At 63.7% G+C, this 23,590-nt stretch carries 22 protein-coding genes; 16 read left to right on the top strand and 6 right to left on the bottom strand.

All coding sequences use genetic code 11. From position 1 onward, the window contains the following. Window positions 1-35: 35 nt before the first annotated feature. Together BMY91_RS13920 and BMY91_RS13915 are read left to right on the top strand one after the other, a co-directional pair. A complete protein-coding gene (locus BMY91_RS13920) occupies window positions 36-521 on the top strand; it encodes a GNAT family N-acetyltransferase (protein ID WP_090823476.1) in 486 nt (161 codons plus the stop codon). An 8-nt stretch (window positions 522-529) separates the two neighbouring features. After that, a complete protein-coding gene (locus tag BMY91_RS13915; protein ID WP_090822890.1) occupies window positions 530-2,080 on the top strand; it encodes a PEP-utilizing enzyme in 1,551 nt (516 codons plus the stop codon). 3 nt (window positions 2,081-2,083) lie between these two features. On the opposite strand, the gene BMY91_RS13910 is transcribed toward BMY91_RS13915, so the two are convergent. Then, entirely contained in the window at window positions 2,084-4,258 is a 2,175-nt protein-coding gene (locus BMY91_RS13910) for an MMPL family transporter (RefSeq protein WP_090822888.1), read from the bottom strand. Between the two features lie 165 nt (window positions 4,259-4,423). Here BMY91_RS13910 and BMY91_RS13905 point away from each other — a divergent pair, with 165 nt between their 5' ends. The 5 genes from BMY91_RS13905 to BMY91_RS13885 all read left to right on the top strand — a co-directional run bounded on the left by BMY91_RS13905 (window position 4,424) and on the right by BMY91_RS13885 (window position 8,526). Beyond that, complete coding sequence (locus BMY91_RS13905; RefSeq protein ID WP_090822887.1) at window positions 4,424-4,963, top strand: MarR family winged helix-turn-helix transcriptional regulator; 540 nt, start codon at window positions 4,424-4,426, stop codon at window positions 4,961-4,963. A 44-nt stretch (window positions 4,964-5,007) separates the two neighbouring features. Further along, window positions 5,008-5,823, top strand: a complete 816-nt coding sequence (locus BMY91_RS13900) for a methyltransferase domain-containing protein (protein ID WP_090822886.1) — start codon at window positions 5,008-5,010, stop codon at window positions 5,821-5,823. Window positions 5,824-5,946: 123 nt separating this feature from the next. Continuing rightward, window positions 5,947-6,306, top strand: coding sequence for a YciI family protein (locus BMY91_RS13895; RefSeq protein ID WP_026543372.1), 360 nt, complete (start codon window positions 5,947-5,949; stop codon window positions 6,304-6,306). After that, on the top strand, window positions 6,307-7,524 hold the full coding sequence (locus BMY91_RS13890) for an RNA polymerase sigma factor (protein WP_177179930.1): 1,218 nt from the start codon (window positions 6,307-6,309) through the stop codon (window positions 7,522-7,524). It begins immediately after the preceding gene. Between the two features lie 18 nt (window positions 7,525-7,542). Then, on the top strand, window positions 7,543-8,526 hold the full coding sequence (locus BMY91_RS13885; RefSeq protein ID WP_090822883.1) for an aldo/keto reductase: 984 nt from the start codon (window positions 7,543-7,545) through the stop codon (window positions 8,524-8,526). 39 nt (window positions 8,527-8,565) lie between these two features. On the opposite strand, the gene BMY91_RS13880 is transcribed toward BMY91_RS13885, so the two are convergent. Further along, window positions 8,566-9,621 carry a DNA polymerase IV gene (locus tag BMY91_RS13880; RefSeq protein WP_090823474.1) on the bottom strand — a complete coding sequence of 352 codons (1,056 nt, stop codon included), beginning with the start codon at window positions 9,619-9,621 and terminating at the stop codon, window positions 8,566-8,568. Between the two features lie 188 nt (window positions 9,622-9,809). Between BMY91_RS13880 and BMY91_RS13875 the strand changes: the two genes are divergently transcribed. Both BMY91_RS13875 and BMY91_RS13870 read left to right on the top strand, forming a co-directional pair. Next, on the top strand, window positions 9,810-10,433 hold the full coding sequence (locus tag BMY91_RS13875; RefSeq protein WP_024818313.1) for a LysE family transporter: 624 nt from the start codon (window positions 9,810-9,812) through the stop codon (window positions 10,431-10,433). 43 nt (window positions 10,434-10,476) lie between these two features. Continuing rightward, window positions 10,477-10,830, top strand: coding sequence for a hypothetical protein (locus tag BMY91_RS13870; protein ID WP_090822881.1), 354 nt, complete (start codon window positions 10,477-10,479; stop codon window positions 10,828-10,830). A 10-nt stretch (window positions 10,831-10,840) separates the two neighbouring features. Here BMY91_RS13870 and BMY91_RS13865 read toward each other — a convergent pair whose 3' ends face one another. Continuing rightward, a complete protein-coding gene (locus BMY91_RS13865) occupies window positions 10,841-11,878 on the bottom strand; it encodes a LacI family DNA-binding transcriptional regulator (RefSeq protein ID WP_090822879.1) in 1,038 nt (345 codons plus the stop codon). Window positions 11,879-12,078: 200 nt separating this feature from the next. Here BMY91_RS13865 and BMY91_RS13860 point away from each other — a divergent pair, with 200 nt between their 5' ends. Genes BMY91_RS13860 through BMY91_RS13850 form a run of 3 tightly spaced genes read left to right on the top strand, consistent with a single transcriptional unit; the run spans window position 12,079 to window position 15,511 of the window. Continuing rightward, window positions 12,079-13,116 carry a uridine-preferring nucleoside hydrolase UriH gene (locus BMY91_RS13860; RefSeq protein WP_090823472.1) on the top strand — a complete coding sequence of 346 codons (1,038 nt, stop codon included), beginning with the start codon at window positions 12,079-12,081 and terminating at the stop codon, window positions 13,114-13,116. Next, window positions 13,116-14,558 carry a uridine transporter UriT gene (locus tag BMY91_RS13855; RefSeq protein ID WP_090822878.1) on the top strand — a complete coding sequence of 481 codons (1,443 nt, stop codon included), beginning with the start codon at window positions 13,116-13,118 and terminating at the stop codon, window positions 14,556-14,558. Before BMY91_RS13860 ends, BMY91_RS13855 begins: the two co-directional genes overlap by 1 nt. Beyond that, window positions 14,555-15,511: a ribokinase gene (locus tag BMY91_RS13850; protein WP_090822876.1), complete on the top strand. Its 957-nt coding sequence runs from the start codon at window positions 14,555-14,557 to the stop codon at window positions 15,509-15,511. The genes BMY91_RS13855 and BMY91_RS13850 overlap by 4 nt, the downstream gene beginning before the upstream one ends. 79 nt (window positions 15,512-15,590) lie before the next feature. On the opposite strand, the gene BMY91_RS13845 is transcribed toward BMY91_RS13850, so the two are convergent. Further along, window positions 15,591-15,905 carry a putative antibiotic biosynthesis monooxygenase gene (locus BMY91_RS13845; RefSeq protein WP_090822874.1) on the bottom strand — a complete coding sequence of 105 codons (315 nt, stop codon included), beginning with the start codon at window positions 15,903-15,905 and terminating at the stop codon, window positions 15,591-15,593. A gap of 99 nt (window positions 15,906-16,004) precedes the next feature. On the opposite strand from BMY91_RS13845, the gene BMY91_RS13840 reads away from it, so the two are divergent. Then, window positions 16,005-16,613: a TetR/AcrR family transcriptional regulator gene (locus tag BMY91_RS13840; RefSeq protein ID WP_090822872.1), complete on the top strand. Its 609-nt coding sequence runs from the start codon at window positions 16,005-16,007 to the stop codon at window positions 16,611-16,613. A 4-nt stretch (window positions 16,614-16,617) separates the two neighbouring features. On the opposite strand, the gene BMY91_RS13835 is transcribed toward BMY91_RS13840, so the two are convergent. Further along, entirely contained in the window at window positions 16,618-18,114 is a 1,497-nt protein-coding gene (locus tag BMY91_RS13835) for a M60 family metallopeptidase (RefSeq protein ID WP_090822870.1), read from the bottom strand. A 242-nt stretch (window positions 18,115-18,356) separates the two neighbouring features. On the opposite strand from BMY91_RS13835, the gene BMY91_RS13830 reads away from it, so the two are divergent. Continuing rightward, window positions 18,357-18,917 carry a low molecular weight protein-tyrosine-phosphatase gene (locus BMY91_RS13830; protein ID WP_090822868.1) on the top strand — a complete coding sequence of 187 codons (561 nt, stop codon included), beginning with the start codon at window positions 18,357-18,359 and terminating at the stop codon, window positions 18,915-18,917. Further along, window positions 18,914-20,971, top strand: a complete 2,058-nt coding sequence (pabB, locus tag BMY91_RS13825; protein ID WP_090822866.1) for an aminodeoxychorismate synthase component I — start codon at window positions 18,914-18,916, stop codon at window positions 20,969-20,971. The genes BMY91_RS13830 and pabB overlap by 4 nt, the downstream gene beginning before the upstream one ends. Before the next feature lie 58 nt (window positions 20,972-21,029). Here the strand turns inward: pabB and cls are convergent, their stop codons facing one another. Continuing rightward, a complete protein-coding gene (gene cls, locus BMY91_RS13820; protein WP_090822864.1) occupies window positions 21,030-22,502 on the bottom strand; it encodes a cardiolipin synthase in 1,473 nt (490 codons plus the stop codon). A gap of 86 nt (window positions 22,503-22,588) precedes the next feature. Here cls and BMY91_RS13815 point away from each other — a divergent pair, with 86 nt between their 5' ends. Continuing rightward, the gene (locus tag BMY91_RS13815) at window positions 22,589-23,530 is read left to right on the top strand and encodes an aminodeoxychorismate lyase (protein WP_090822862.1); all 942 of its coding nucleotides are present in this window, start codon (window positions 22,589-22,591) and stop codon (window positions 23,528-23,530) included. Window positions 23,531-23,590 lie beyond the last annotated feature (60 nt).

Here is a 23,590-nt window from a genome sequence, read left to right as displayed (position 1 = left end):
GCCCCAGTGACGCCAAAGGTGTCCGGATCCGGCCCATGACGACGCAGGACTGGCCCACCGTCAGGGAGATCTTCACCGCTGGGATCGAAACCGGACACGCTACTTTCGAAGCGGCCGCACCGGACTGGGAGCACTTCGACTCCACCCGCCTCAAAGAGCACCGGTTGGTAGCTGAAAAGGAGGGCAGGGTGCTGGGCTGGACCGCAGTATCGCCGGTGTCCTCGCGTGCCGCCTACTCGGGCGTCGTGGAGCATTCCATCTACGTCGCGGGGGAAGCCCAGGGTCTCGGTGTCGGCAAGAGCCTTCTCCGGTCACTCATCGCCTCCACCGAGAATGCGGGTATTTGGACTATCCAAGCCAGCGTTTTTCCGGAGAATGCGGCCAGCCTCCGGCTCCATGAGGCAGAAGGATTCAGCGTCGTAGGCCACCGGAACCGCATCGCCCGCATGCCGCACGGGCCGCTCGCCGGACAGTGGAGGGATACTGTCCTGATTGAGCGCCGATCTCCCGCAGTGGACTGAGTCCCGAAATGACCACCCTGCCAGGCCCCGTCAGCTGGACCGCACCAGGCAAGGGCGTGTGGGCAAGGAATTTTCGGCTGGGTGAGTGGCTCCCGGACCCGATGACACCGCTGTTCGCGGACTGGCTCCTCCCCCGGATTGAGACCGGATTCCTCGACGGCATGGAGGAAGATGTGCGGGTGCGGGTGCCGTTCAGATACGGCTCAGTAAACGGTTGGTATTTCAATTCTCCGCCCATTCCCAAACCGAGGACCGTGGTGCCGCTGATACTTCGCAGCCGGGGTCGGCTGCCGTGGTTCCTGGTCAACGTCATTCTCAGAACCTCCAGCAACCCGGCCGCTGCCCACCGGACGGTTCTCCATGCGCTGGAGGTGAAGTGGCGGGAACAGTTACTGCCCACGTACCGGAACATCGTGAGCGACGCAGAGCGGGAAGTCGGGACGGCTTCGCCCGCCAGGCTTGTCGGATTGGTGGACGCCATCAGTCGGCAGGCCGGGATGCACCTATGGTCCCTGGCCGTTGTGGGCGGGTCTGCCTGGAAAATGGAATCTGCGCTGGCCGGCTTTTGGCGCAAGGAACTGGCCGGACCCCTCAGCGGGATCCCCGAAAGTCGACTCGGCCATCAAGTGCTCCTCCGGGGCTTGACTGGAACCCCCGCAGAGCCGTGTCCACATGCCGTCTATTCCCTCGACTGGTACCACCCGATTGCCAGTGAGGTGGGAGGGGCCGGTCTAACAGTGGCCGAGGAGTCCGGGGCCGACGTGGCTTCAGCCCTGAATGAGCAACGGTCCCAGGCCGAAGCCGCAGCCCGCAGTGTGCTGTTTGACTCCCCGGGGATGCTGACGCGTTTCGACTCCCTCCTCACCATGACCCGGTATTACGCTGCCGTGCGGGAGGAACAAGCCCTGCATCTGAGCCTGGGGTGGCCGATCCTTCGCCGTTGCGCCCAAAGGCTGGGTGAGCACCTCGTCTCCACCGGTGCCATCGCAGATTCCCAGGACATCCACTTCCTCACCCTGGACGAGATGTTGGGCGGGGTCCACCACCAGGGACGGGACTACCGCGCACAGATTGACCATCGCCGCACCATCTGGCATGACCAACGGAGGTTGAATGCACCCCTGATCATTGGTGAGCCGGTGAGGTTTGGAGGCGAACCGGGACGGATCGGAAGCGACCCTGTGGCAAACGCTGTGGAGGCGGCCAGAACTTCTTTCGAGTATCCAGAGAACGCCATCATCGGCCATCCGGCCAGCACCGGGCGCGCCAGCGGCAAGGTGCGCGTGCTGGAAAGGCTGGAGGACGCAAGCAGCTTCCAAGCAGGCGAAATCCTGGTTGCCCGCTCCACCGCTCCGGCATGGACTCCGCTCTTCGCCAGGGCAGCCGCTGTGGTCACGGACGGCGGAACCCTCGCGGCACATGCCTCCATCGTTGCCCGCGAGTATGGAATCCCCGCGGTGGTGGGGACGCGCGACGCAACCCGACGCCTGCATACCGGTCAACACGTGACCGTGGATGGTGGCGCGGGCTACGTCGACACAGGCACCCCGCAGGGCTGAGGATTACCGCCCCACCGAGGCCTCTTCCTCCTCGCGCGGCGCCACCGGGGCCGCAGAGGACCCACGCCCCAGCTTGCTCGGCCACCAGATTTTGCTTCCGATGTCATACGCCAGCGCAGGTACCAGCAGCGAGCGCACCAGCACGGTGTCCAGAAGCACACCGAATGCCACAATGAACGCGAGCTGGACCAGGAACATGATGGGAATGACGCCCAGGGCTGCGAACGTGGCGGCAAGAACCACGCCGGCGGAGGTGATGACGCCGCCGGTGACAGCCAATCCGCGCAGGATCCCTGGCCGCGTTCCATGCTTCAGCGACTCTTCACGGACCCGGCTCATCAGGAAGATGTTGTAGTCCACGCCCAGGGCCACCAGGAACACGAAACCGAACAGGGGGACAGTGGCATCTGCGCCGGAGAATCCGAAGACCCCGTTGAACACCCATGCGGAGACACCCATCGCCGCCCCGTAGGACAGGACCACGGACAGCACCAGCAGCACTGGTGCCACCACTGAGCGCAGCAGGAGCATCAGGATGAAGAGAATCACCACCAGCACAATGGGGATGATCACCACCAAGTCGCGTTGTGCGGTGGTGTTCGTGTCCAGCGCGGTCGCCGTCACTCCACCAACCAACGCCCCGGAATCCACGTCGCGTACAGCCACCCGCAAGGACTTCACCGCTTCCTCGGCCTCAATCGAGTCCGCCGCAGAGTTCAGGGTGGCATTGATGAGCACCTTGCCATCGCGTACGGCCGGCTCAGCGGGAGTTCCGGGAGCACCCGTGATGGGCACATTGCCTTCAGCCAACAGGTAGGCGTCCCCTACGCCGTCGGCAGTTCTGACCTTGTCCAGAACCTGCTGCGCGGCACCTTGGGAGGCGACCACGACGGCGGGGCTGCCGCTGCCGGCATCGAAGTGGCGCGCCAACGCGTCCTGGCCGTCCACGGCGTCGGATTGGGAGAGGATGACGTCCGTTTGCGGGACGCCGTTGGCTTTCAACTGCAGGACTCCGGCGGATGCCACCAGAAGCAGCAGGACAGACGCTACCCAGACGACGCGCGGCCGCTTGGATACCAGAGTCCCGATGCCGCGCCACAGACCCTCTTGCCCTTCAAGTCCGGTGACAAGCTCGGGTTCGCGTTCGTCGTCGGGCAGGAGCTTGGGCCGGAATGGCCAGAAGGCTGCACGGCCCAGCAGCGCCATGAGCGCGGGCAAGAGCGTGAGGGCGGCGAAGAGGGAGCAGAGGATACCGGCCGCAGCCACAGGGCCCAGCGCCTTGTTGGAGTTCAGGTCGGAGAACAGCAGGCAGAGCAGGGCGATGATGACCGTCGCGCCCGAGGCGAGGATCGGCTCGAATGAGGCCTTCCACGCTGTCATGGCGGCCTGTGTGCGGTTGGTGGTGTGAGTGAGGGCCTCACGGAACCGCGCCACGTACAGCAGCGCATAGTCGGTGGCCGCGCCAATCACCAGAATGGACAGGATGCCCTGGCTTTGGCCGTTCAGCTGGATCCACCCCAATTTCGCCATCCCGAACACCAGCAGAATGGCCGCACACAGGGCGAAGACGGAGGTGAACAGCACCGCCAATGGCAGCACCACGGAGCGGTAGACCAGCAACAGGATCAGGAACACTGCGCCCAAGGCAACAAGCAACAGGATGCCGTCAATTCCGCCGAACGCATTGACCAGGTCCGCGGTCAGGCCTGCAGGGCCCGTCACGAAGGCGTTCATGCCGTCCGGAGCGCCTGGCTGGACGACGTCGCGCAGTTCCTGGACTTTCGCCCGCAACTCATCGGAGGACGCCATGGGAACGATGAACTGGACGGCCTTGCCGTCTTCGGATGGGATAGGCCCGACGACGGCGCTCCCCAGCTTGAGTGCCTCAATGTCGGCTTTCAGCTGGGCTGCTTCGCCCAGTTGTGCCGGGGTGAAGGCGGCATCGTTCTCCACAATCACCACGGCCGGAATCTCGTCGGAATCCCGGAACTTGGCCTGCCAGTCACCGGCTTCCGTTGCTTCGGCACCGGCGGGAAGGAAGGACGCTTGGTCGTTGGAGGAGACTTCGTCCAGGCGCCCGAACGTTGGGCCACCAATTCCTGCGATGCCCAGCCAGGTGATGACCAGCACCACGGGCACCAGCCAGCGCAGCCAGAACGGTACTTTCTGCGGGTTCATGAGTCCTTCTTCAGTGGGGAAGCGTGAGGTCTTTATTCCACCATAGATTATCTCTATCATGGAACTATTCCAAGAGTGAGTGGATACTGATGCCGGATTCCCCGGTTGCTGGGAGTAATATCCGGAAGGCAGTAAACACAAGACCACGCTGGCAGGAGGGCGGACATGTCGGACCCAACAGCCCCGCGACCTGACATCAGCGGCCCTCCATCCAGCCAGCCCGGATCCGGCCGCCCCCAGACTGCCGCTCCCCAGGAGCTGGTGCGGCTCCTCCAGGACTTCACGCTCGAAGCCAACCACTACGTGGACGCAGCCGGCGGCCGGAACGACATGCACCGCACGGACCTCAATGCCCTCGCGGTGATCATGCGCCATTCCGCTGCTGGCAGGGTGGTCACGCCGGGCGTCCTGCGCACCGAACTCCGGTTGAGCTCCCCCGCCACCACAGCCTTGGTTGACCGGCTGCATGCCTCCGGGCACGTGGTCCGCGAACGCCTGGGCACGGACCGTCGGCAGGTCCAGCTGCAGATGACACCCAAGGCATACCGCGACGGAAGTGCCATGTTCATGCCGCTCGCCATCCGCATGGGCCAGGCCATGGCCGCTTACAGCGCCGAGGAACTGGAGCTTGTCACACGGTTCATGACCGACATGGTGGAAGCCACCCTCGCCGCGCGTGAAGAAGCCTCACACAAGAGCGACTGACGGCGCTCCGCCTAAATCCACGTTCCAAGTTGTAGCGTTTCCCTATGAACGCGCAGCAGCCTGAAGATGTCTACACGCACGGACACCACGAGTCGGTTGTCCGGGCCCACGCCTCACGGACGGCCGAGAATTCGGCCGCGTTTGTCATACCTCATCTCACCCCCGGAATATCAGTCCTCGACGTCGGCTGCGGACCAGGCAGTATCACGTGCGACTTCGCGGGGATGGTTGCGCCCGGGCATGTGATCGGCTTGGACCGCTCGCCGGACATCGTTGCGCAGGCCACGGAGCTGGCCACCGAGCGTGGCGTGGACAATGTGTCCTTCCAAACCGGCAATATCTACGATCTTGACTTCGAAGACGAGTCCTTCGACCTTGTTCACGCCCACCAGGTCCTGCAACACCTCACCGACCCCGTGGCTGCACTGCGTGAGATGCGCCGCGTGGCCAAGCCCGGTGCCATCGTGGCTGTGCGTGACGCAGATTTCCACGGCATGAGCTGGTACCCCGAGGTCCCGGAACTCGATGACTGGATGCAGCTCTACCAGAAGATCGCGCGCCGCAACGGAGCAGAACCCGACGCTGGCCGCCGCTTGGTCTCCTGGGCCCAGCAGGCAGGATTTACCCAGGTGGCTCCCACCAGCAGCAACTGGCTCTACGCCACCGCCCAGCAACGTGCGTGGCAGTCCAGGGTGTGGAGCGAGCGGGTGTTGCACTCCGCCTTCGCCGAGCAGGCGTTGGAGTACGGCTTCGCCAACGAGGCCGACCTCGCCCGGATAGCCGCCGGCTGGCACCGTTGGGGAGCCACCGATGACGGCTTCTTCCTCATTCCCAACGGCGAGGTGATCGCCCGGGCCTGAGGTCTTCAAAGAGGGGCCTGAACTTTTCAAAGAAAGTTTGCCCCACCATGTAGAAATGCCCGCCGCAGTTCCGACCCATGAGTGAAAGCACCCACAAAGGGCGCTCCTCACAAGGAGTTTGAGATGAAATACATGATCATGATGTTCGGATCGGCCGAGGGCATGATGGAGACCGCAGACCCCGCATGGATCCAGGAAATGATTGGGTTCATGATCCAAATCGACAAGGACCTCACTGAGTCCGGAGAGATGGTGTTCAATGCGGGCCTGGCCGACGGCAGCACCGCCAAGCTGGTCAAGCAGACCCCGGACGGCGTCATCACCACTGACGGCCCCTTCGCCGAATCCAAGGAGTCCCTGGTGGGTTACTGGGTGGTGGACGTGGCCAGTGAGGAACGCGCCGTGGAGATTTGTTCAAGCATCGTGAAGTACGCGCAGGTGGTTGAGCTCCGCGCCGTCCAGGAAGCTCCACCGGAGGTTTAACTGGATTCGTCGCCTACCGCACGTTTAGAGGACCTGCTGCGCACCTTGGCGCCGCAGGTCCTCGGCGTGCTGGCGCGCAATCACGGCCAATTCGATGCGTGCGAGGATGCCGTCCAGGAAGCCCTCCTCGAAGCTTCCCAACGGTGGCCAACCGCGTTGCCGGACAACCCACGAGCATGGCTGCTGGCCGTCGCCAACCGCCGCTTGGTGGATTTTTATCGAAGCGAAAGCGCACGACGAGCACGGGAGGAACGTGTTGCGTCAACAGACTTTCAGTACAGCTCCGTTTCAGAAGCGGACGACACCCTCACCCTGATGTTCCTGTGCTGCCATCCTGCGCTCTCCGCGCCGTCACAACTCGCATTAACGCTCCGGGCAGTTGGAGGACTCACGACGGCGGAAATTGCCTCCGCCTTCCTGGTCCCCGAAGCCACCATGGGACAGCGCATCAGCCGCGCCAAACAAGGGATCCAGAAAGCAGGAGCCACGTTCAGCATGCCGCCGGCTTCCGAGCGGAAGGCGAGGCTCGGCGTCGTACTTCACGTCCTGTACCTGATCTTCAACGAAGGCTATGCCGCGAGCTCGGGGCCGTCGCTGCAGCGTGAGGAGCTCACCACCGAAGCCATCCGGCTGGCGCGCCTGTTGGTGGCCGCTGCGCCACGCGAGCTGGAGGCCACCGGGCTGCTGTCGTTGATGCTGCTCACGGATTCCCGCCGTTCCGCCCGGGCGCTGGCGGACGGAATGCCGGTGCCGCTGGCGGATCAGGACCGGAGTTTGTGGAACAGGGAGCAGATCTCGGAGGGTATCGGGCTGCTGTCCTCCGTCCTCGGGCGGGGTACCGCCGGGCCGTATCAACTTCAGGCGGCCATCGCTGCCGTGCATGCGGAAGCGCCGTCTGCTGCCCAGACCGACTGGCCGCAGATCCTGGCCCTCTACACGGTCCTTGAGGCCGTGGCTCCCAGTCCTGTGGTCACGCTGAATCGCGCGGTTGCCGTGGCCATGGTGCACGGGCCCGCTGCGGGGCTTGAGTTGTTGGCCGGGCTTGATTCTGCACTCGGGAAATCGCATCGTCTGGACGCTGTGCGTGGGCACCTTCATGAAATGGCGGGCTCCTTGGTGGAGGCGCGCGCCGCCTACCTCGCCGCCGCCAAAAAGACGGGAAGCTTGCAGGAGCGGCGGTACTTGATGGGTAAAGTGGCGGGGCTCGACGAGCGCTGACCCCATATAGTCGAACCCATGGAACAGCGCATACTTGGCAAGACCGGCCGATCCGTCTCCACCGTGGGGCTGGGCACCTGGCAACTCGGAGCGGACTGGGGTGACGTCACCGAAGAGGACGCCGTTGCCGTGCTGGAAGCCTCGGTCCAGGCGGGCGTGAATTTCTTCGATACCGCCGATGTTTACGGTGATGGACGCAGTGAGGAAATCATCGGCCGCTTCCTCCGCGCCAACCCGGATCTGGACGTCACAGTAGCCACCAAAATGGGGCGCCGCGTGGACCAGATTCCCGAAAATTACGCCCTCCGGAACTTCCGCGCCTGGACAGACCGTTCGCGGCGAAACCTGCAGCAGGACACCCTGGACCTGGTGCAACTGCACTGCCCACCCACTGCCGTTTACAGCAACTCCGAGGTCTACGATGCCTTGGATACCTTGGTCAGCGAAGGGGCCATCCGCAACTATGGCGTCAGCGTCGAGCGCACGGACGAGGCACTGGAAGCCATCAAACGCGGAAACACCGCCTCCGTGCAGATCATCCTCAACGCTTTCCGCCTCAAGCCCCTCGACGAGGTGCTGCCAGCCGCCAAGGAAGCCGGCGTGGGCATCATTGCCCGCGTGCCACTGGCCTCCGGGTTGCTGTCCGGCAAGTACACGGCAGACACAGAATTTCCCGCCGACGACCACCGGAATTACAACCGCGACGGCGCCTCCTTCGATGTCGGCGAAACCTTCTCCGGCGTCGACTTCGCCACCGGCGTCAAGGCCGCCCAGGAGTTCAGCGGATTAGTCCCCGACGGCGTCACCACCGTTCAGGCGGCCCTCGCCTGGGTCATCGCTCAAGACGGCGTCACAGCGGTCATCCCCGGCGCCCGTTCGGCCGAGCAGGCACGGGCCAACGCCGAAGCCGGAGATCTGCAGGTGGTAGGGGCTGGTTTGGCTGATGGAGTTCGGGACATCTACGACCGCTACTTCCGCGAAGCGATTCACCCTCGCTGGTAGCCTGCGGGCCGCCGTCGAGCGTTCTGTTTGTTGCGGGCGTTACCAGCCGCTGCGGGTCGGCGTGTGTCCCTTGCGGGCTTCCTCGGTCATGGACATCTCTGCACGCAGGCCGAGGAGCCTGATGGGACGGTCCGGTTCGATCTTCGCTGTAAGATCCAAAGCCTGCGCCAGGACTTCCTCGCGGTCGAATGACTCGGGGATCTTCCTTGCGTAGGTTTTGGTGAAGAACGGCTTGTAACGGACCTTGAGCGTCAGCCCAATCACCGGCCGGCCCTCGGCCGCCACGTCCTCGAGGACGCGGGCGGTCAACTCCTTGATGGCGTCGCTGATCTGGGCGGGTTCTGTCAGGTCCTGCTGAAAGGTTGTTTCGCGGCCATGTGCCCGGGCCACCCACGGAGTGTCATCCACCTCGCTGGAACCTTCCCCGCGTCCCAACTGTGCGTACCAAGGCCCCATCTTGGGCCCAAACTCCGGCACCAGTTCCTGCGGGTCGATTGCTGCAAGCTCCGCCACCGTGGTGATGTGGTGCTTCGCCAAACGCTGCGACACTTTTGGTCCCACGCCCCACAATTCCTTGGTGGGCTTGTCACCCATAACCTCCAGCCAGTTCGCTTTGGTCAGCCGAAAGGTGCCTGCAGGTTTGCCGAAATCCGTCGCGTTCTTGGCGCGGACCAGCGTGTCGCCGATGCCTACGCTGCAATGCAACTGGGCCTGCTCCAGGACAGCAGCTTGGATCTGCCGGGCGTAGGCTTCCGGGTCCTCAGTCTCCACACCCACAAAAGCTTCATCCCAGCCGAGGACCTGCACCGTGGCCCCGGGCTGCGCGCGAAGGGTGGCCATCACGACGTCCGAGGCCGCAAGGTAGGCCTCCTGATCGACGGGCAGGATGATGGCGTCGGGAACTTTCCGGGCAGCGATCCTCAAGGGCATGCCCGAACCAACCCCGAAAGCCCTTGCTTCATAGGAGGCGGTGGACACCACGGCACGCTCGGTGGGATCTCCCCTGCCACCCACAATGATCGGCTTACCTGCAAGCTCAGGCCGCCGAAGTACCTCGACAGCGGCAATGAACTGGTCCAGATCAACGTGCAGCACCCACGGGATTCCGCTCACGGCACCAGTTTGCCTTACGGCGTTGGACTTGGCTGTACCTTCCCCACCTTCTTTGATCCGGGCTGCCGCCAAAAACAACCAGTTCCGGGTGCATTCCGGTTTTCTCGCCGCCAAAGAGGGTGGTGGAGGAACGCGTCCTGAGCATCCGTCTGACCGACATAAGCTGAGGTGTGCAGTTTTCACTTTGGCTGGCCCTGGTTGGTGCCGGCACCCTGATCAGTTTCACTCCCGGCGCCGGCGCCATCTTCACCATGAGCAACTCGCTCAATTCCGGATTCCGGCGCTCTATCTGGGGCATCCTCGGCCAACAGGTGGCCCTGGTCATCCATATCGTGATCGTTGCCCTGGGCGTTGGCGTGCTGGTGTCCAACTCGCCGGTGATCTTCAACGTGATCCGCTATGCGGGTGCCGCGTATTTGGTCTACCTGGGCATCCGGCAGTTCCTGCACAAGCCGGACTTGGACAAAGAAGAGGTTGCGGACAAAAAGAACGAGTCCGCCCTGTCCATGTTCCAACGCGGTATCTGGGTGAACCTGCTGAACCCCAAGGCAATCGTCTTCTTCCTCGCGTTCATGCCCCAGTTCATCAGGCCGGACCAGCCGCTGCTCCAGCAATATGCGGTACTGACGGCCACCGTGCTGTTCATCGACATCATGGTGATGTGGTTCTTCTTCGCCTTGGCTGCCCGGTCTTTCCAACGGTTTACCCACGACCAGCGCGGCCAAACCATCCTGAACCGCATCTTTGGCTGCCTGTTCGTCCTCGTGGGCATCCTGCTCGCAGTCATTCACTAGCCCCAGCAGCGCAGCGGCAAGACGCGGCTGCTACCGTCGAGTCATGCAAGCGGATTGGATAGAGCACCGACGCGCGGACGACGGTGAGCACGTGGGTTGGATGCAGCCCGTAGATGACGGATTCGTCGCCATTGACATGCTCGGACGCCCACGCACCGATGTTGTGGACTGGTTGAGCGCCGAAGAGACTCTGGATGGACTCGGCCTGAGGTACCTCGCCGACCCCCACGAATTACTGCTCGACGACGGCGCGTGGCTGCGGGTGCGGATTGCGGAAGTAACGCCAACGGTGGTGCGGGTGAAGAAGGAAGACTGGGGCGACATGACCGCGCCCCAGATCTACTTCACGGTGCCGAACCCCGTCTCGGAAGCGCAGCTCCGCCCACTATCCCGCTAAATCAGCGTTGCTACGCCGTAGATCCCCGCACCACCAGTGAGCTTTCCAGCGTCACATGTGGTTCGTCCAGCGGCAGGCCTTCCATGAGTCCCCGCAACTGCTCCCCCGCTTTGCGTCCCAGCGGGGTGGCGGGAAGGTGCACCGATGTGAGGCTGGGATTGCTCGTGGCCGAGTAGGGCAGGTCGTCGAAGCCGGCCACGGCAAGCTCTTCAGGGATCCGAACTCCTTCAACGCGCGCTTCCTGCAGCACGCCGTAAGCGTGTGTATCGGTGCCGCAGACGACGGCGGTCACGCCCTCGCGCTGCCAGCCCGGCCAGGCGTCGGCGAACGCGGCGGCGGCAGCACCGACGTCGATGGATGTGCTGATGATGTGCCCGTCGGCGACAGAGAGTCCGCAGCGGGAGGCCTCCTCCAGGAAGGCTTCCCGGCGCAGCTGGAACGTGGCGGTCCCGGTTACGCCGTCCACATATGCGGCATGCGTGTGCCCGGAAGCTGCAAGGTGTCGGGCCAGCTCGCGGGCACCCTGGGCGACATCCAGATTCACGGAGGGCGCAAAGGACTCGAGGCCTGGCGCGTCCAGCAGGACCAGGGGTCCGGCCGCTGAGAGATCTTCCAGGAACTCCGCACTGGGGGCACCGACCAGCAGGCCTGCGGGCCGGAGGGCCAGAAGTTTGCGGACGTCGTCCGCCTGCGGTGACTCACCGGCGTCGGTCACCGAGAGCAACAGCTGATACTCAGCACCCAAGGACTCCCGCACTCCTGCGATCACGTTGGCGAAGAACGGGTTGGAAACATCCGGCGTCACCAGAATGACGATGGAGCTGACCCCGCGGGCCAGTGAACTGCCGATGCTGTCCACCACATAGCCCAGCTCGGAAATGGCTGTGCGGACCCGGGAGATGTTGTCCTCGGAGACACGCCCTTGCGTTTTGCCGTTGGCCACCAAGGACACCGTCGCTGTGGAAACGCCGGCACGTGCGGCCACCATCGCGGCGGTCACGCGTGGAGAGCGGGGCGCGCGGGCATGGCGCCGATCCAGGGATTCCATGCATCGATCGTAGCGTTGTTGCACCGTGCTGACCTGCGGGAAGGCATCAAGCGCTTGACGTATTCATCGGAAGCGCAACGTTAAGCGTTTGACGTAACCTGCAAAGCAGTGCCAGAATTCCCCTGAATGCTTAGCGCCCTGCCCCGGGCAAGTACCTGGCAGGCCCCAATGACGTGGAGAGAAACGTGGATCCCAACACCATGACACCGGCACGCAAGAAGATCATTCTTGACTGCGACCCTGGCCATGACGACGCAGTGGCATTGCTGCTTGCTCACGGCAACCCGGACATCGAGCTGCTCGCAGTGACCACCGTGGTGGGCAACCAGACCCTGGAAAAAGTCACCCGCAATGCCCTCTCCGTCGCCACCATTGCGGGCATCACGGGCGTCCCCTTCGCGGCAGGCTGCGATCGCCCTTTGGTCCGCACCATCGAAACGGCCCCCAGCATCCACGGTGATTCCGGCATGGACGGCCCGGAGCAGCCCGAGTCCGCCATCGAGCTGGACCCGCGCCACGCCGTCGACCTCATCATTGACACCGTCATGGCTCATGAGCCGGGCACGGTCACCCTGGTCCCCACTGCCGGCCTCACCAACATCGCCATGGCTGCCCGCAAAGAGCCCCGCATTGTGGAGCGCGTCAAGGAAGTTGTCCTCATGGGCGGTGGTTACCACGTGGGCAACTGGAGTGCCGTGGCGGAGTTCAACATCATCATCGACCCCGAAGCTGCGCACATCGTCTTCAACGAAAAGTGGCCCGTGGTGATGGTGGGACTGGACCTCACGCACCAGGCACTGGCCACTGATGAAGTCGTCCGGAAAATAGCCAAAATCGGCACCAAGCCGGCCAAGTTCGTCCTGGAGCTGATGGAGTTCTTCAAGAAGACCTACAAGGACGCCCAGGGCTTCGACTTCCCGCCGGTCCACGATCCTTGCGCGGTCGCCTACGTCATCGACCCCACTGTCATGACCACCCGCAAAGTCCCCGTGGACATTGAGCTGCAGGGCAAACTCACCCTCGGCATGACCGTGGCTGACTTCCGCGCGCCCGCTCCGGACGACTGCCACACCTCCGTAGCTGTGGATTTGGACCACAAGAAGTTCTGGGATCTTGTCACCGATGCGATCGTCAGGATCGGCGAACCAACGCACGACGACGGCGCTGCCGCCACCGCTGTTGCTGAGGCCGAAGTCAGTGCCACAGCAGAAGCCATCCTGGCAGGAGAGGCCAAGTAATGTCAGCCCCCGCAGAAACCAAGTCCTCCCGCGGCAACGTCACCGCACTCATGGTGGCCCTGCTGGCAGCCTGCGTGGCCTTCCAGCTCAACGCCTCCATGCTCAGCCCCGCCCTGGTCACCATGGGTAACGAACTCAACACGGACCAAGCCACCATCGGCCTGTCCCAAACCTGGTTCTTCACGGCGGCGGCCCTGTTCTCCCTCTTCCTGCCCCGCCTGAGCGACATCATCGGCCGCAAGAAGATCCTCGTCGGCATGATGCTCCTCATGGCTGTCGGCTCCGTCATCGCAGCCATGGCCCCTGATGTCACGTGGCTGTTTGTAGGCCGCATCATCCAGGGCGTCAGCGGCCCCACGGTGCCGCTCTGCCTGATCATGCTCCGCTCCGCGGTCAGCAACCCGCGTAAATACGGCACCCTCATGGGCCTCATCACGGCCGTCAACGGCGGCGTTGCCGGCGTCGACTCCTTTGTTGGCGGTTACTTCGCTGAGAACTTCGGCTTCCGCAGCATCTTCTGGCTCATGGTGGCACTGGCCCTCGTAGCAACTGTGCTGATCGCTGTCCTGGCCGGCGAGAGCAAACCTGCTGCCGGCACCACCATGGACTGGTTGGGCGTGTTCTTCATCGTGATCGCCGTGGGCGCACTGCTGACGGCCCTGAACGAGGGCTCCAAGCTGGCCACTGCCTTCGACGCCGGTACGTTGACCCTCGCGATAGCACTCACGGTGGTTGCCGCCGTCGCGTTCTTTGCGTTCTGGACTGTAGAGAAGCGCGCAAAGCAGCCCATGGTGGAAACCGTGCACCTGCGCCAGCGCTCCACCTGGGCACCGCTGCTGACCACCACCCTCACCATGACCGGCATCTTCGCGGTCATCAACGGCATCGTCCCGGCCTACGTTCAGGCCGCCGATCCGGGCTTCGGCGTTGGCCCCACGGAAATGTCCCTCATCATCCTCACCCCGTATGCCCTCCTCGGCTGGCTTTTCGGCCCCATCAGCGGCCGCCTTGCACCGGTGCTCGGCTACACGAAAGTCCTGCGCATCGGTCTGGTGGGCAGCCTCGTGGCCTTGGCCATCATTGCGTTCTTCGGCCTCAGCAACCTGCCCATGATGATTGTGGGAACGGCCTTGCTGGGCATCATGTACGCCGGTACCGTCAACATCATGCTGAACGGACTCGGCGTAGTTCTCTCGCCGCAGGGAAACCCGGGCTTCCTCCCGGGCATGAACGCGGGCGCCTTCAACCTTGGCGCGGGGCTGAGCTTCCTGGTTCTGCCTGCCGTGCTGGTGGCCACCGCTTCGCTGAATGACGCCAAGGCCTCCTACCTGACCGTAGTGGTGGTGGGCCTGGCCATCACGTTCGCGGCGTTCGCGGCCTCGCTCCTGATTCCGAAGCCGGTCGACGCCGAGGTGACCGACAACGAAAAGGTGACCGCATGACCAGCGCACCCAAGGCGGGAATCGTCGTCGTCGGCTCCCTGAACGCAGACCTCACCATCTACTGCGACCGCCTCCCCCAACCCGGCGAGACGGTCCACGGCAACGGGTTCGCCGTGAATCCGGGCGGCAAGAGCGCCAATCAGGCGGTGGCTGCGAGCAAGCTTGGCGGTCAGGTCAGCCTGATCGGCGCCGTGGGCGATGACCCCAACGGCACCATGCTCCTGGACTCGACGGCCAGTGCGGGTGTGGACGTTTCCCGCGTCCGACGCTCCGATGCAGCCACCGGCGTCGCAGTCATTTCGGTGGACGCCAGTGGTGAGAACAGCATCATCATCTCGGCCGGCGCCAACGGCACGCTCAGGCCTGCGGACGTTACGCCCGACGCCTTCCAGCATGCGGCCGTGGTCTGCCTCTGCCTGGAGGTGGAGACCGATACCGTAATTGCTGCCGCCCAAGCAGGGCACGACGCCGGTGCGACCGTTCTGCTGAACCTCTCCCCTTACGCTGAGGTGCCGGAGCTTTTGGCTGGCCTGAGCGATGTGTTGCTGGTGAACGCGCACGAGGCCTCGCTGTTCCTGGGCTCGGAAGCAGACGTGCCAGATGCCGACGCAGAGGCCGAGGCATGGGAACCTGTCCGGAGCCAGTTCGCGGACCGGGGTTTGCAGCGTGTATTGGTGACCCTCGGCGCGCAAGGTTCCGTGGTGCTCGATTCCTTGGCGCGCGGCGCCGAGGATCAGATCACGCGCATTGCCCCAACCCGGGTTTCAGCCGTTGACACCACGGGAGCCGGCGATGCTTTCACTGGTGCTGTGGCTGCGCGGCTTGCCGCCGGCGAATCCCTTGCCGACGCCGCCGCGTTTGCCTCGGTAGCCGCCGCATTGGCTGCCACAAAGAAGGGCACGCAGGCCGCGTACCCAACCATCGCAGACGTCGGGAAGCTGCGGGACGCTTAGTCCCAGCGCTGCACCCAACGGGGTCGCAGATCAGGCCGTTCGGAGCGTTGAGAACGGCCTGATCTGCGGCCTGCTTGGGTTAAGCGGACTTGCGGGCTGCGCGTTGGGCGGCGCGCTCCACGGCCTTGCGGCTCAGGGCGCCGTGGCCGGCGAACAGGCGGGGAACAACGAAGTACACAGCTGTGGGAACCACGAACGCCGTCAGGACAAGCGCGCGAAGGACGGGGTGCCACGGCTCCATGATCGGGCCAAGAAGCATCATGCCGAGGGACACGAGCGGGAAGATGGCGAGCCAGGTGATCAGGGCCCTCATATGAACGGAGGGCGCCTTGGGACGGGCAGGCGCCGCAGTGGTGGGCTCGGCGGTGATTTCAGAAGTGGCTTGGGTAGTCATGGCATTCTCCAACCAGATAGTTGCAATTGGCTTGGATTCACCATAACCGCGGCCGCAAACAATTACAACTACTTAGTTGGAAACTGCTAACATGACCCTATGGCGTGGGACACAGAGCGAACCAAGGGGCTGCTGCTTGAGGCGGCCACCTCCGAGTTTTGCGCGCGTGGACTGGCCGGCGCCCGCATTGATCGCATTGCCGCTGAGGCAGGAGTCAACAAAGAGCGGATCTACCAATATTTCGGCAATAAGAACGCGCTCTTTGACGCCGTGATCGTTGCAGCACTCAGCACCCTCATGGACGAGGTTCCCATTGAGGGCAACGGTCCCGAAGCCATGGCGGACTACGCCGGCAGGCTCTTCGACCATCACCAAACGGACGCCACGGCACCACGCCTCCTGTTCTGGGAAGGGCTGGAACGGGGCACCGATGTTGTGGGCCTGCCCAAGCGGATGGCCAACTGCGCATCGAAGGTCAACAGCACCATCGCAGCCCTGCCCGGCATCTCCAGGGAAGACGCCGGAGACCTGCTCATCACCATCGTGAGCCTCTGCGACGCTGCTCCCGTGCTGCCCGCCCTCGACGGACTCATGGCAGGCGGCGGTCCGGATCGCGCCGAAAGGCGACGCGCCGCCGTCGTACGTACCGTTTACCTGGCCGCCGCGGCACTGGCCGCCGAAGCCAAAGCCCCGGCGGCCACCGCATAACTTCCTACTGGGCGCCGGCCTGGTCGAACTCCGAGCGCGCGGCCAGGGATTTCTGCGCCTGGATCTGCTTGGCCAGCATGAGCTGCGCTTCATCACGGATCAAGGTGGGATCGCTCGACGGCGGCACCAGACCTTCCGCTGCGATCTGGGCACGCGCATCGTCATCCACGGCAAAGCCCCATTTGAGGAAGAAGTCACTCAGATCGACTTTCGCGGCTTTGCTCGCCCAGACCACAAAGTTACGCAGCCTGTAGACCTCATCCCAGTAGTCACCCTTCGGCGGGCGCTGCTCCCGGATGATCTTGTGCAATGTTGGCCAGAAATTCTTGAAGCCCAGGCGGAGCTGCTCGAACATCACCAGTCGCTCCATGCCGTCGAACGTGGTCCCGTACACCACCCCGTCGCTGCCAATCATGGGCACGGCTGATTCCCACGGCGTCAGGCCGGTGGTTCCATCCGGTACGTGGAGCCGGGGTTGTTGGCCGTACTTCTTCGCGAAGCTGGCGTTTACGGCAAGGGAGTAGACGTTCACCGTGACCTCAGTGAGCGAGGTGGGCTTGTAGGTCACCTGTTGATGCTGGTGCCCTAGCTCGTGATAGATGCCCCAGCCCCGCATCCGGAGCCCCTCCACCGTCAAGAGCCGATCCTGGATGGGAGGCGGGAACGAGGTATGGCCGTGTGTGGCGTAAGCCCCAACGTTGGCGATCGCCGACGGATACCCCACCAGGTGATACGAATGGGCCTGACGTGCATGAAGGGGGCTGGAACCGTCGTAGCCACTGGTCACATCCTCAATGGAGATCAGATCCTCGAAGGTGGACATCAGCTCAGAGTGGCTCTCGGATCGATACCGCAGCGCCGATGCACGCTCCACGGTGACGGTGGCATGTGCACTGACCAACTCCACGAACGGAGTTGGACGCTCATCGAGTTGCCGCTGGAATTCCAGTTCACTGGTGCGGCCGTAGACGAAGTAGGGCATCGGCTGCGCGGCGGCATCCAGTGTTGCGCTGGCATAGCCGCCGGCTCCGGGCACTTTGTAGTAGATCACGCCACCTCCGGCGTCGGTGATGACGTTCTTCCCCTTCTTCAGGGGATACTCCCGGGGCTTCTTGAACTCCGGGCGGCCATCTGCGTCAGGGGCGCCAACCACGAGCACGGCTTCCGGTGCCGTCAACGCCTTCACCGTCACCGTCAGGGGCGTGCCAGCGGGCAGGTAGAAGCCGGTGGATTGGAGGTTGGTGGTGCACAGCGAGATCTGGAGCCTGTCTTCCTCGGCGACGTGGGAATCCGGCATCGCAGTGACGATTTGGCTGCGCGATTGGCTGGGCCGGGTGTCCGCCATGGCGGGCGCCGCAGCCCACGGCACCATCATCCCGCCGGCAACAACCGCCATGGCCCCCAAGGCGCCGCGCCTACTGATGGCATGCGCCCCCAGGGGAGCCGACCCGGTGTTTCTGGTTTTACGGGAATCAGGGACATGACTATGGCTTTCACTCATGGAACATCCTTATTGTCCGGGCCAGCCACTGTGACCGGCCTCACGGGTTAAAATGAAAGCGCTTACTATCGTATTAAGCAATAGTTTGCTGCTTTAAAAGCCAAATTTCCAGCCATCAGAAACCAAATAGAAAGCGTTTACTACGCACACTCCACACTATGTGACAGATTCGACACCGAAAATGACTTTCCTGTCGAGCCCTCCCCTAGCCAAGGAGGGGTGCCATCAACCATGCTTGCTTCATGTACTCAACGACGAGCCCATACCGCATCATTACGGTCTGCACGGGAAACATCTGCCGCTCCCCTATGGCAGCGCTCATGCTCACCGAAGCCTTCGACGCGGAAGGGCTCGGCCGCCTCGTAGTGGTGGACTCCGCGGGCACCACGGGGTACGAGGTGGGGCACCCCATAGACCCCCGCGCCGCCCGCGTCCTGACGGCCCAGCACATTGCGTCGGAAAACCACATCGCACGCAAATGGCGGCGCGAATGGTTCGCCGAACGGGACCTGATCCTGGCCTTGGACGTAGATCATTTCGGCTGGCTGCAGGAGGGCGCGCCGGACCCCGCTTCGCTGGAAAAGGTGCGGATGCTGCGCAGCTTCGATCCGCACATGACCGGCCGGAGCTCCCTGGACCTGGGCATTGAAGATCCTTGGTACGGCGGCCACACTGACTTCGACAACACGTGGGCCCTCATCAAGGCAGCCATCCCGGGCATCGTGACGCACGCCAAGGCAGCGATCACCGCGGCTGAGAACGCCCAAGCCCACGAGCCCCAGCAGGTAACCTCTATGTCATGACCCCTGCACCCGTGATCATCGCTGTTGACGGCAGGTCCGGCGCAGGCAAGACCACCCTGGCTGTTGAACTGGCAGCCCGGTTGCGGCAGCACCACAAGGTTTCGCTGTTCCATCTGGAAGACATCTACCCTGGCTGGAACGGCCTCATGCCGGGGATTGAGCGCTACGTCGCTACCGTCCTGGCTCCGCTCAGCACCGGCCAAGCCGCCGAGTGGATCAGTTGGGATTGGGAGAAGCACTACGACGGCGGCCTGAACGTCACGTTGCCGGCCGAAATCGTCATTGTTGAAGGTGTAGGCGCTGCGGCGGAGGCCGCCCGTCCCATGCTGGACGCCGTGGTGTGGGTCGAATCCCCCGGCGACGATCGCCGTCGTCGTGCTCTCACTCGTGACGGGAGCACCTACGAACCGTACTGGGACAGCTGGGCTGCCCAAGAGGACCAGTGGCTTGAGGCGGATTCGGTGATCAGCGCCGCAGACGTCCGTGTGCAGAACCGTGCAGACGGCAGCGCCCCGGACCACGTCCTGCAGGCCCTCATGTATCTGCCCTCGCTCGCGGCGATCCTGTCACCGGAGCTCAGCGCGCGGCGTGGCCTCCAATTGCGTGCCGAGCGCCTGGACGCGGCGCCGGACGCTGCCCACCTTTTTGATGCCCTGTACGGCCGCTCGTCGAACGCCGTGTGGCTCGATTCCTCCAACGCCTCGGCCGTGGCCGGCAGATCCCAAGCTGCCGCCCGCAGCCGCTTCAGCATCCTGGCGGACGACGGCGGCACGTACGGGCAGTCCGCCTTCCACCGGTCCGGGGCTACTCAGGTCACGGCCGGATCCGCCACCGTGAGCACGTCCGGACCGTTTTTCCGCTGGCTTGACTCCGTCTGGGGCCGGCGGGCGGTCCGCGCGCCCCGAGGCTACGATTGCCAGTTCACGCTCGGCTGGCTCGGATACCTGGGGTACGAACTCAAACGGGAGACCGGCGGCAATGACGTCCGCTCCGACACCCCGGATGCGGCACTGCTCTTCGCCGGCCGGGCCGTGGTGCTGGACCACCGCGAACACACCGTTTGGCTGCTCGCCCTGGACGCGCCCGACGCCGATGAATGGTTCCGGGAGGCCCGCACCGCCGTCGAAAGTGTTGCAGTCGCCCCGTCTGGTGCTGTACTGCCGGGGACCTTGCTGTCTGGCGCCGTTCCGACGGCGGCCGTCCCCGAATTTGTCAGCCGCGACTCCGCGACGGACTACAAACGGAAAATCGCGGACTCACAACAGGAAATCACGGAAGGCAACTCGTACGAGGTCTGCCTGACAACCACGCTTGAGGCGGCCGCGGGGGACTTCGATCCCTGGGCCACCTACCTGAACCTGCGACGCCGGAACCCGGCACCGTTCGCCAGTTACCTTCGCTTTGGCGAACTGGTGGTCACCAGCACATCGCCGGAACGCTTCCTTCGGATCCTGTCCGACGGCGGCATGCGGGCCGAGCCGATCAAGGGCACCCGGGGCCGGTCTGCTGATGCCTCCGAGGACGCTGCTTTGCGGCACGATTTGGAGACTTCACTCAAGGACCGCGCCGAGAACATCATGATTGTTGACCTGCTGCGCAACGATCTCAGCCACTTCGCCATTCCGGGGTCCGTGACGGTCAGCCGGCTGTGTGCGATCGAAAGCTACGCCACCGTCCACCAAATGGTGAGCACCGTGGACGCGCACCTTCGTCCGGGTGCTCCGCGGGCCGAAGCCGTGGCGGTCGCTTTTCCGGCCGGATCCATGACTGGCGCGCCCAAGATCAGCACCATGGACATCCTCGATCAGCTTGAGTCAGGACCTCGCGGCATCTATTCAGGCGCCATTGGCTACTTCTCGTTGAACGCTGCCACGGACCTCGCCGTCGTCATCCGAACATTGGTGGTAAACCCCGACGGTCCAGGCGGCCGGACGCTGAGCCTTGGCGTGGGCGGAGCCATCACCGCCGATTCCGTGGCGGATGATGAGTACGAGGAAATCCGGACCAAGGCCTTCGGTGTGCTGTCCGCGCTGGGTGCTGACTTCCCTGCTTGAGTTTTTGTACAGCCAACGCCCTCAAGAGCGTCTCTAGAGGGCGTTAGCCGTCCACGAACTACTGGAGCGTGGCCGTCAATCTGGCCACGTTGTCCACATACTTGGCCAGCGGGGGCCTGTCCATCCAGTCTTCCAACATAAGCTCACGGGACACCTCGCGATATGTGGACTCCACAGCACGCATGAGGTCCACGGTTTCGGAGCCCAAAAGCATCACCGAAACCTCCATGTTCAGGGAGAAGGAGCGCATGTCCATGTTGCTGGAACCAAGAACGGCCACTTCGTCATCGATGGTGAAGTGCTTCGCGTGGAGAACGTACGGCGCCCGGTACAGGTAGATGCGCACACCGGCACCCAGCAAGGCTTCGTAGTAGGAGCGCTGGGCATGGTGGACCAGGAATTGATCGCCCTTCTCGGAGACGAAGAGTTCCACGTCCACGCCTCGCTGTGCCGCGGTAGTGATGGCATAGAGCAGGGAATCATCCGGAACGAAGTACGGGCTGCAAATGGAGATCCGGTGCTGCGCCGAGTAGATCAGGGTGTTGAAGAGGCGCAGGTTGTTTTCTGTTGAGAACCCTGGGCCGCTCGGCACCACTTGGGCTGTCACGCGGCCCGGGGCGGGCTTGGTTGGCAGCCGCAACTGGTCCTCAAGGGATTCGTCAGTTTCGCTCAACCAATCCGTCGCGAACACGACGTTGAGCGTTGCTACGATCGGCCCTTCAAGCCGGGACATGAGCTCCACCCACTTGCGGCCAATTTTGTGGTGCTTGGGGTTGTTGTACGAAGGCTCGATCAGGTTCTGCGAGCCAGTGAAGGCAACCTCGCCATCGATCACCATGATCTTGCGGTGGTTCCTGAGGTCCGGGCGACGCCATTGGCCATGGATGGGGAGCAGCGGGAGCATCCGCTTCCACTGGATCTTTCCTGCCTTGAGGCGGCGGATCAGGCGGCGGTATCCCTTGACCCGCAGCGTTCCAATGTGGTCGAAGAGCAGCCTGACCGTGACGCCACGTTCGGCAGCCCTCTCCAGTTCGGTCAGCAGTTCGTCAGTCACGGAGTCGCTGCTCATGATGTAGAACTCGGCGTTGACGTAGCTCTTGGCACCCTTAACCGCCTGGGCCATGGCCTTGATGGACTCTTCGTAGCCCGGAATCAGCTCCACCTTGTTGCCATCGACCATGGGCAATGATCCCAGCCGATGGTTCAACTCGCCCGCCGACTTCACCCATTCAGGCCCGGAGTAGACACTCACAGGATCGGAGAGATCGGAGGTTACAGCGCGGACGCGGCGGTTGACTTCCTCCTGCTGCTCGCGCCTGCGCCTGGACAACTTGAAATTGCCAAAGAGCAGGAACAAGACGAACCCCACCGATGGGATGAGGAACACAGCCAACAGCCAGGCCATCGCGGTGGTTGGACGGCGGTTGCCGGGAATGATGCCCAGCAGGACGATGCGCATAATGACTTCCGCAATGGCCCACGCACCCAGCAACCAGGTCCATTCCTGGCCAAACGGAAAAGGAAAGAGCACCCGACAACCCCCACAATTCAAGAACAACAGTGACCACAGCCTATCCGGCAAAGTCGCCTCCACCGGGTCCGCACTAAGCTGGGAGCATGACTTCACCTGCCCCCACGGTCCTTGTTTTCCTGGACCCCGCCTTCGAAAACGGCCGCATTGCAGACTCCAGCCAGCCACAACTCATGGCTACGGACTTGGGCGCCACTCGCGGCGATGGCGTTTTTGAGTCACTTCTGGCCGTCCAAGGACGCCCCCGTAAAGTCCAGGCCCACCTGAACCGGCTTGTCAGTTCCGCGGCGGCCTTGGACTTGGCCCTTCCGGAGCAGGATGCCTGGCGCAAGGCGATCGACACCGCCATCAACGAATTCCGCGACGTCCACCCCGCTCCCACCCCGGAGGAGGACGAGGTAGTCGTCAAGCTGATCGTCACCCGCGGCGTCGAAGGTGCCGCCAGCCCCACATGCTGGGTCCAGGCTTCGCCGTCCCCCGCGGGCAGTCGCCGGCAGCGGGAGACGGGCATCGACGTCGTCCTCTTGGACCGCGGCTTCGACACCGAAGCCGGCGAGCGCGCGCCGTGGCTGCTGCTGGGCGCCAAGACGCTCTCCTACGCCGTCAACATGGCCGCGTTGCGTTACGCGCACAAGCAGGGTGCCGATGACGCGATCTTCACGTCCACTGACGGCCGCGTCCTGGAAGGGCCCACCTCCACTGTGCTGTTGGCACACCTTGAAACAGTCGACGACGGCGAAGGTTCTGTCAGGACTGTTCGCCGCCTCATCACGCCGCAACATGACAGCGGCATTCTCCCCGGCACCTCGCAGGGCGCGCTGTTCGCCGCCGCCAAGGCTGCCGGCTGGGAGCTTGGCTACGGACCCCTTGTCCCGCAGGACCTGTTCGACGCTGACGCCGTGTGGCTCATTTCGAGCATCCGCCTGATTGCACCCGTCAACCACATCAACGGCAAGGAAATCGGCACTCCTGCCGTGCGGAAACAACTGACCGCCGAATTGAACGAGTTGTTCGCGGGAATCGAGTAACTCACCCGGCTTCGGAGGCATCCGCCGACGGAGCTCCGCTTGGAACCTAGCAGGTGGCAA

The sequence above is a fragment of the Arthrobacter sp. yr096 genome, from assembly GCF_900108925.1.
In the GTDB taxonomy this organism is placed as follows: domain Bacteria; phylum Actinomycetota; class Actinomycetes; order Actinomycetales; family Micrococcaceae; genus Arthrobacter.
Note: the sequence above shows the minus strand (reverse complement) of the source record. Positions and strands in the feature narration are given on the sequence as shown.

Bases quoted from the DNA above. Each gene is read 5' to 3' on its own strand.
- BMY91_RS13920 (WP_090823476.1), top strand. From the start codon at position 36: ATGACGACGCAGGACTGGCCCACCGTCAGGGAGATCTTCACCGCTGGG.
- BMY91_RS13915 (WP_090822890.1), top strand. From the start codon at position 530: ATGACCACCCTGCCAGGCCCCGTCAGCTGGACCGCACCAGGCAAGGGC.
- BMY91_RS13910 (WP_090822888.1), bottom strand. From the start codon at position 4,258: ATGAACCCGCAGAAAGTACCGTTCTGGCTGCGCTGGCTGGTGCCCGTG.
- BMY91_RS13905 (WP_090822887.1), top strand. From the start codon at position 4,424: ATGTCGGACCCAACAGCCCCGCGACCTGACATCAGCGGCCCTCCATCC.
- BMY91_RS13900 (WP_090822886.1), top strand. From the start codon at position 5,008: ATGAACGCGCAGCAGCCTGAAGATGTCTACACGCACGGACACCACGAG.
- BMY91_RS13895 (WP_026543372.1), top strand. From the start codon at position 5,947: ATGAAATACATGATCATGATGTTCGGATCGGCCGAGGGCATGATGGAG.
- BMY91_RS13885 (WP_090822883.1), top strand. From the start codon at position 7,543: ATGGAACAGCGCATACTTGGCAAGACCGGCCGATCCGTCTCCACCGTG.
- BMY91_RS13870 (WP_090822881.1), top strand. From the start codon at position 10,477: ATGCAAGCGGATTGGATAGAGCACCGACGCGCGGACGACGGTGAGCAC.
- BMY91_RS13865 (WP_090822879.1), bottom strand. From the start codon at position 11,878: ATGGAATCCCTGGATCGGCGCCATGCCCGCGCGCCCCGCTCTCCACGC.
- BMY91_RS13860 (WP_090823472.1), top strand. From the start codon at position 12,079: ATGACACCGGCACGCAAGAAGATCATTCTTGACTGCGACCCTGGCCAT.
- BMY91_RS13855 (WP_090822878.1), top strand. From the start codon at position 13,116: ATGTCAGCCCCCGCAGAAACCAAGTCCTCCCGCGGCAACGTCACCGCA.
- BMY91_RS13850 (WP_090822876.1), top strand. From the start codon at position 14,555: ATGACCAGCGCACCCAAGGCGGGAATCGTCGTCGTCGGCTCCCTGAAC.
- BMY91_RS13845 (WP_090822874.1), bottom strand. From the start codon at position 15,905: ATGACTACCCAAGCCACTTCTGAAATCACCGCCGAGCCCACCACTGCG.
- BMY91_RS13840 (WP_090822872.1), top strand. From the start codon at position 16,005: ATGGCGTGGGACACAGAGCGAACCAAGGGGCTGCTGCTTGAGGCGGCC.
- BMY91_RS13835 (WP_090822870.1), bottom strand. From the start codon at position 18,114: ATGAGTGAAAGCCATAGTCATGTCCCTGATTCCCGTAAAACCAGAAAC.
- BMY91_RS13830 (WP_090822868.1), top strand. From the start codon at position 18,357: ATGTACTCAACGACGAGCCCATACCGCATCATTACGGTCTGCACGGGA.
- pabB (WP_090822866.1), top strand. From the start codon at position 18,914: ATGACCCCTGCACCCGTGATCATCGCTGTTGACGGCAGGTCCGGCGCA.
- BMY91_RS13815 (WP_090822862.1), top strand. From the start codon at position 22,589: ATGACTTCACCTGCCCCCACGGTCCTTGTTTTCCTGGACCCCGCCTTC.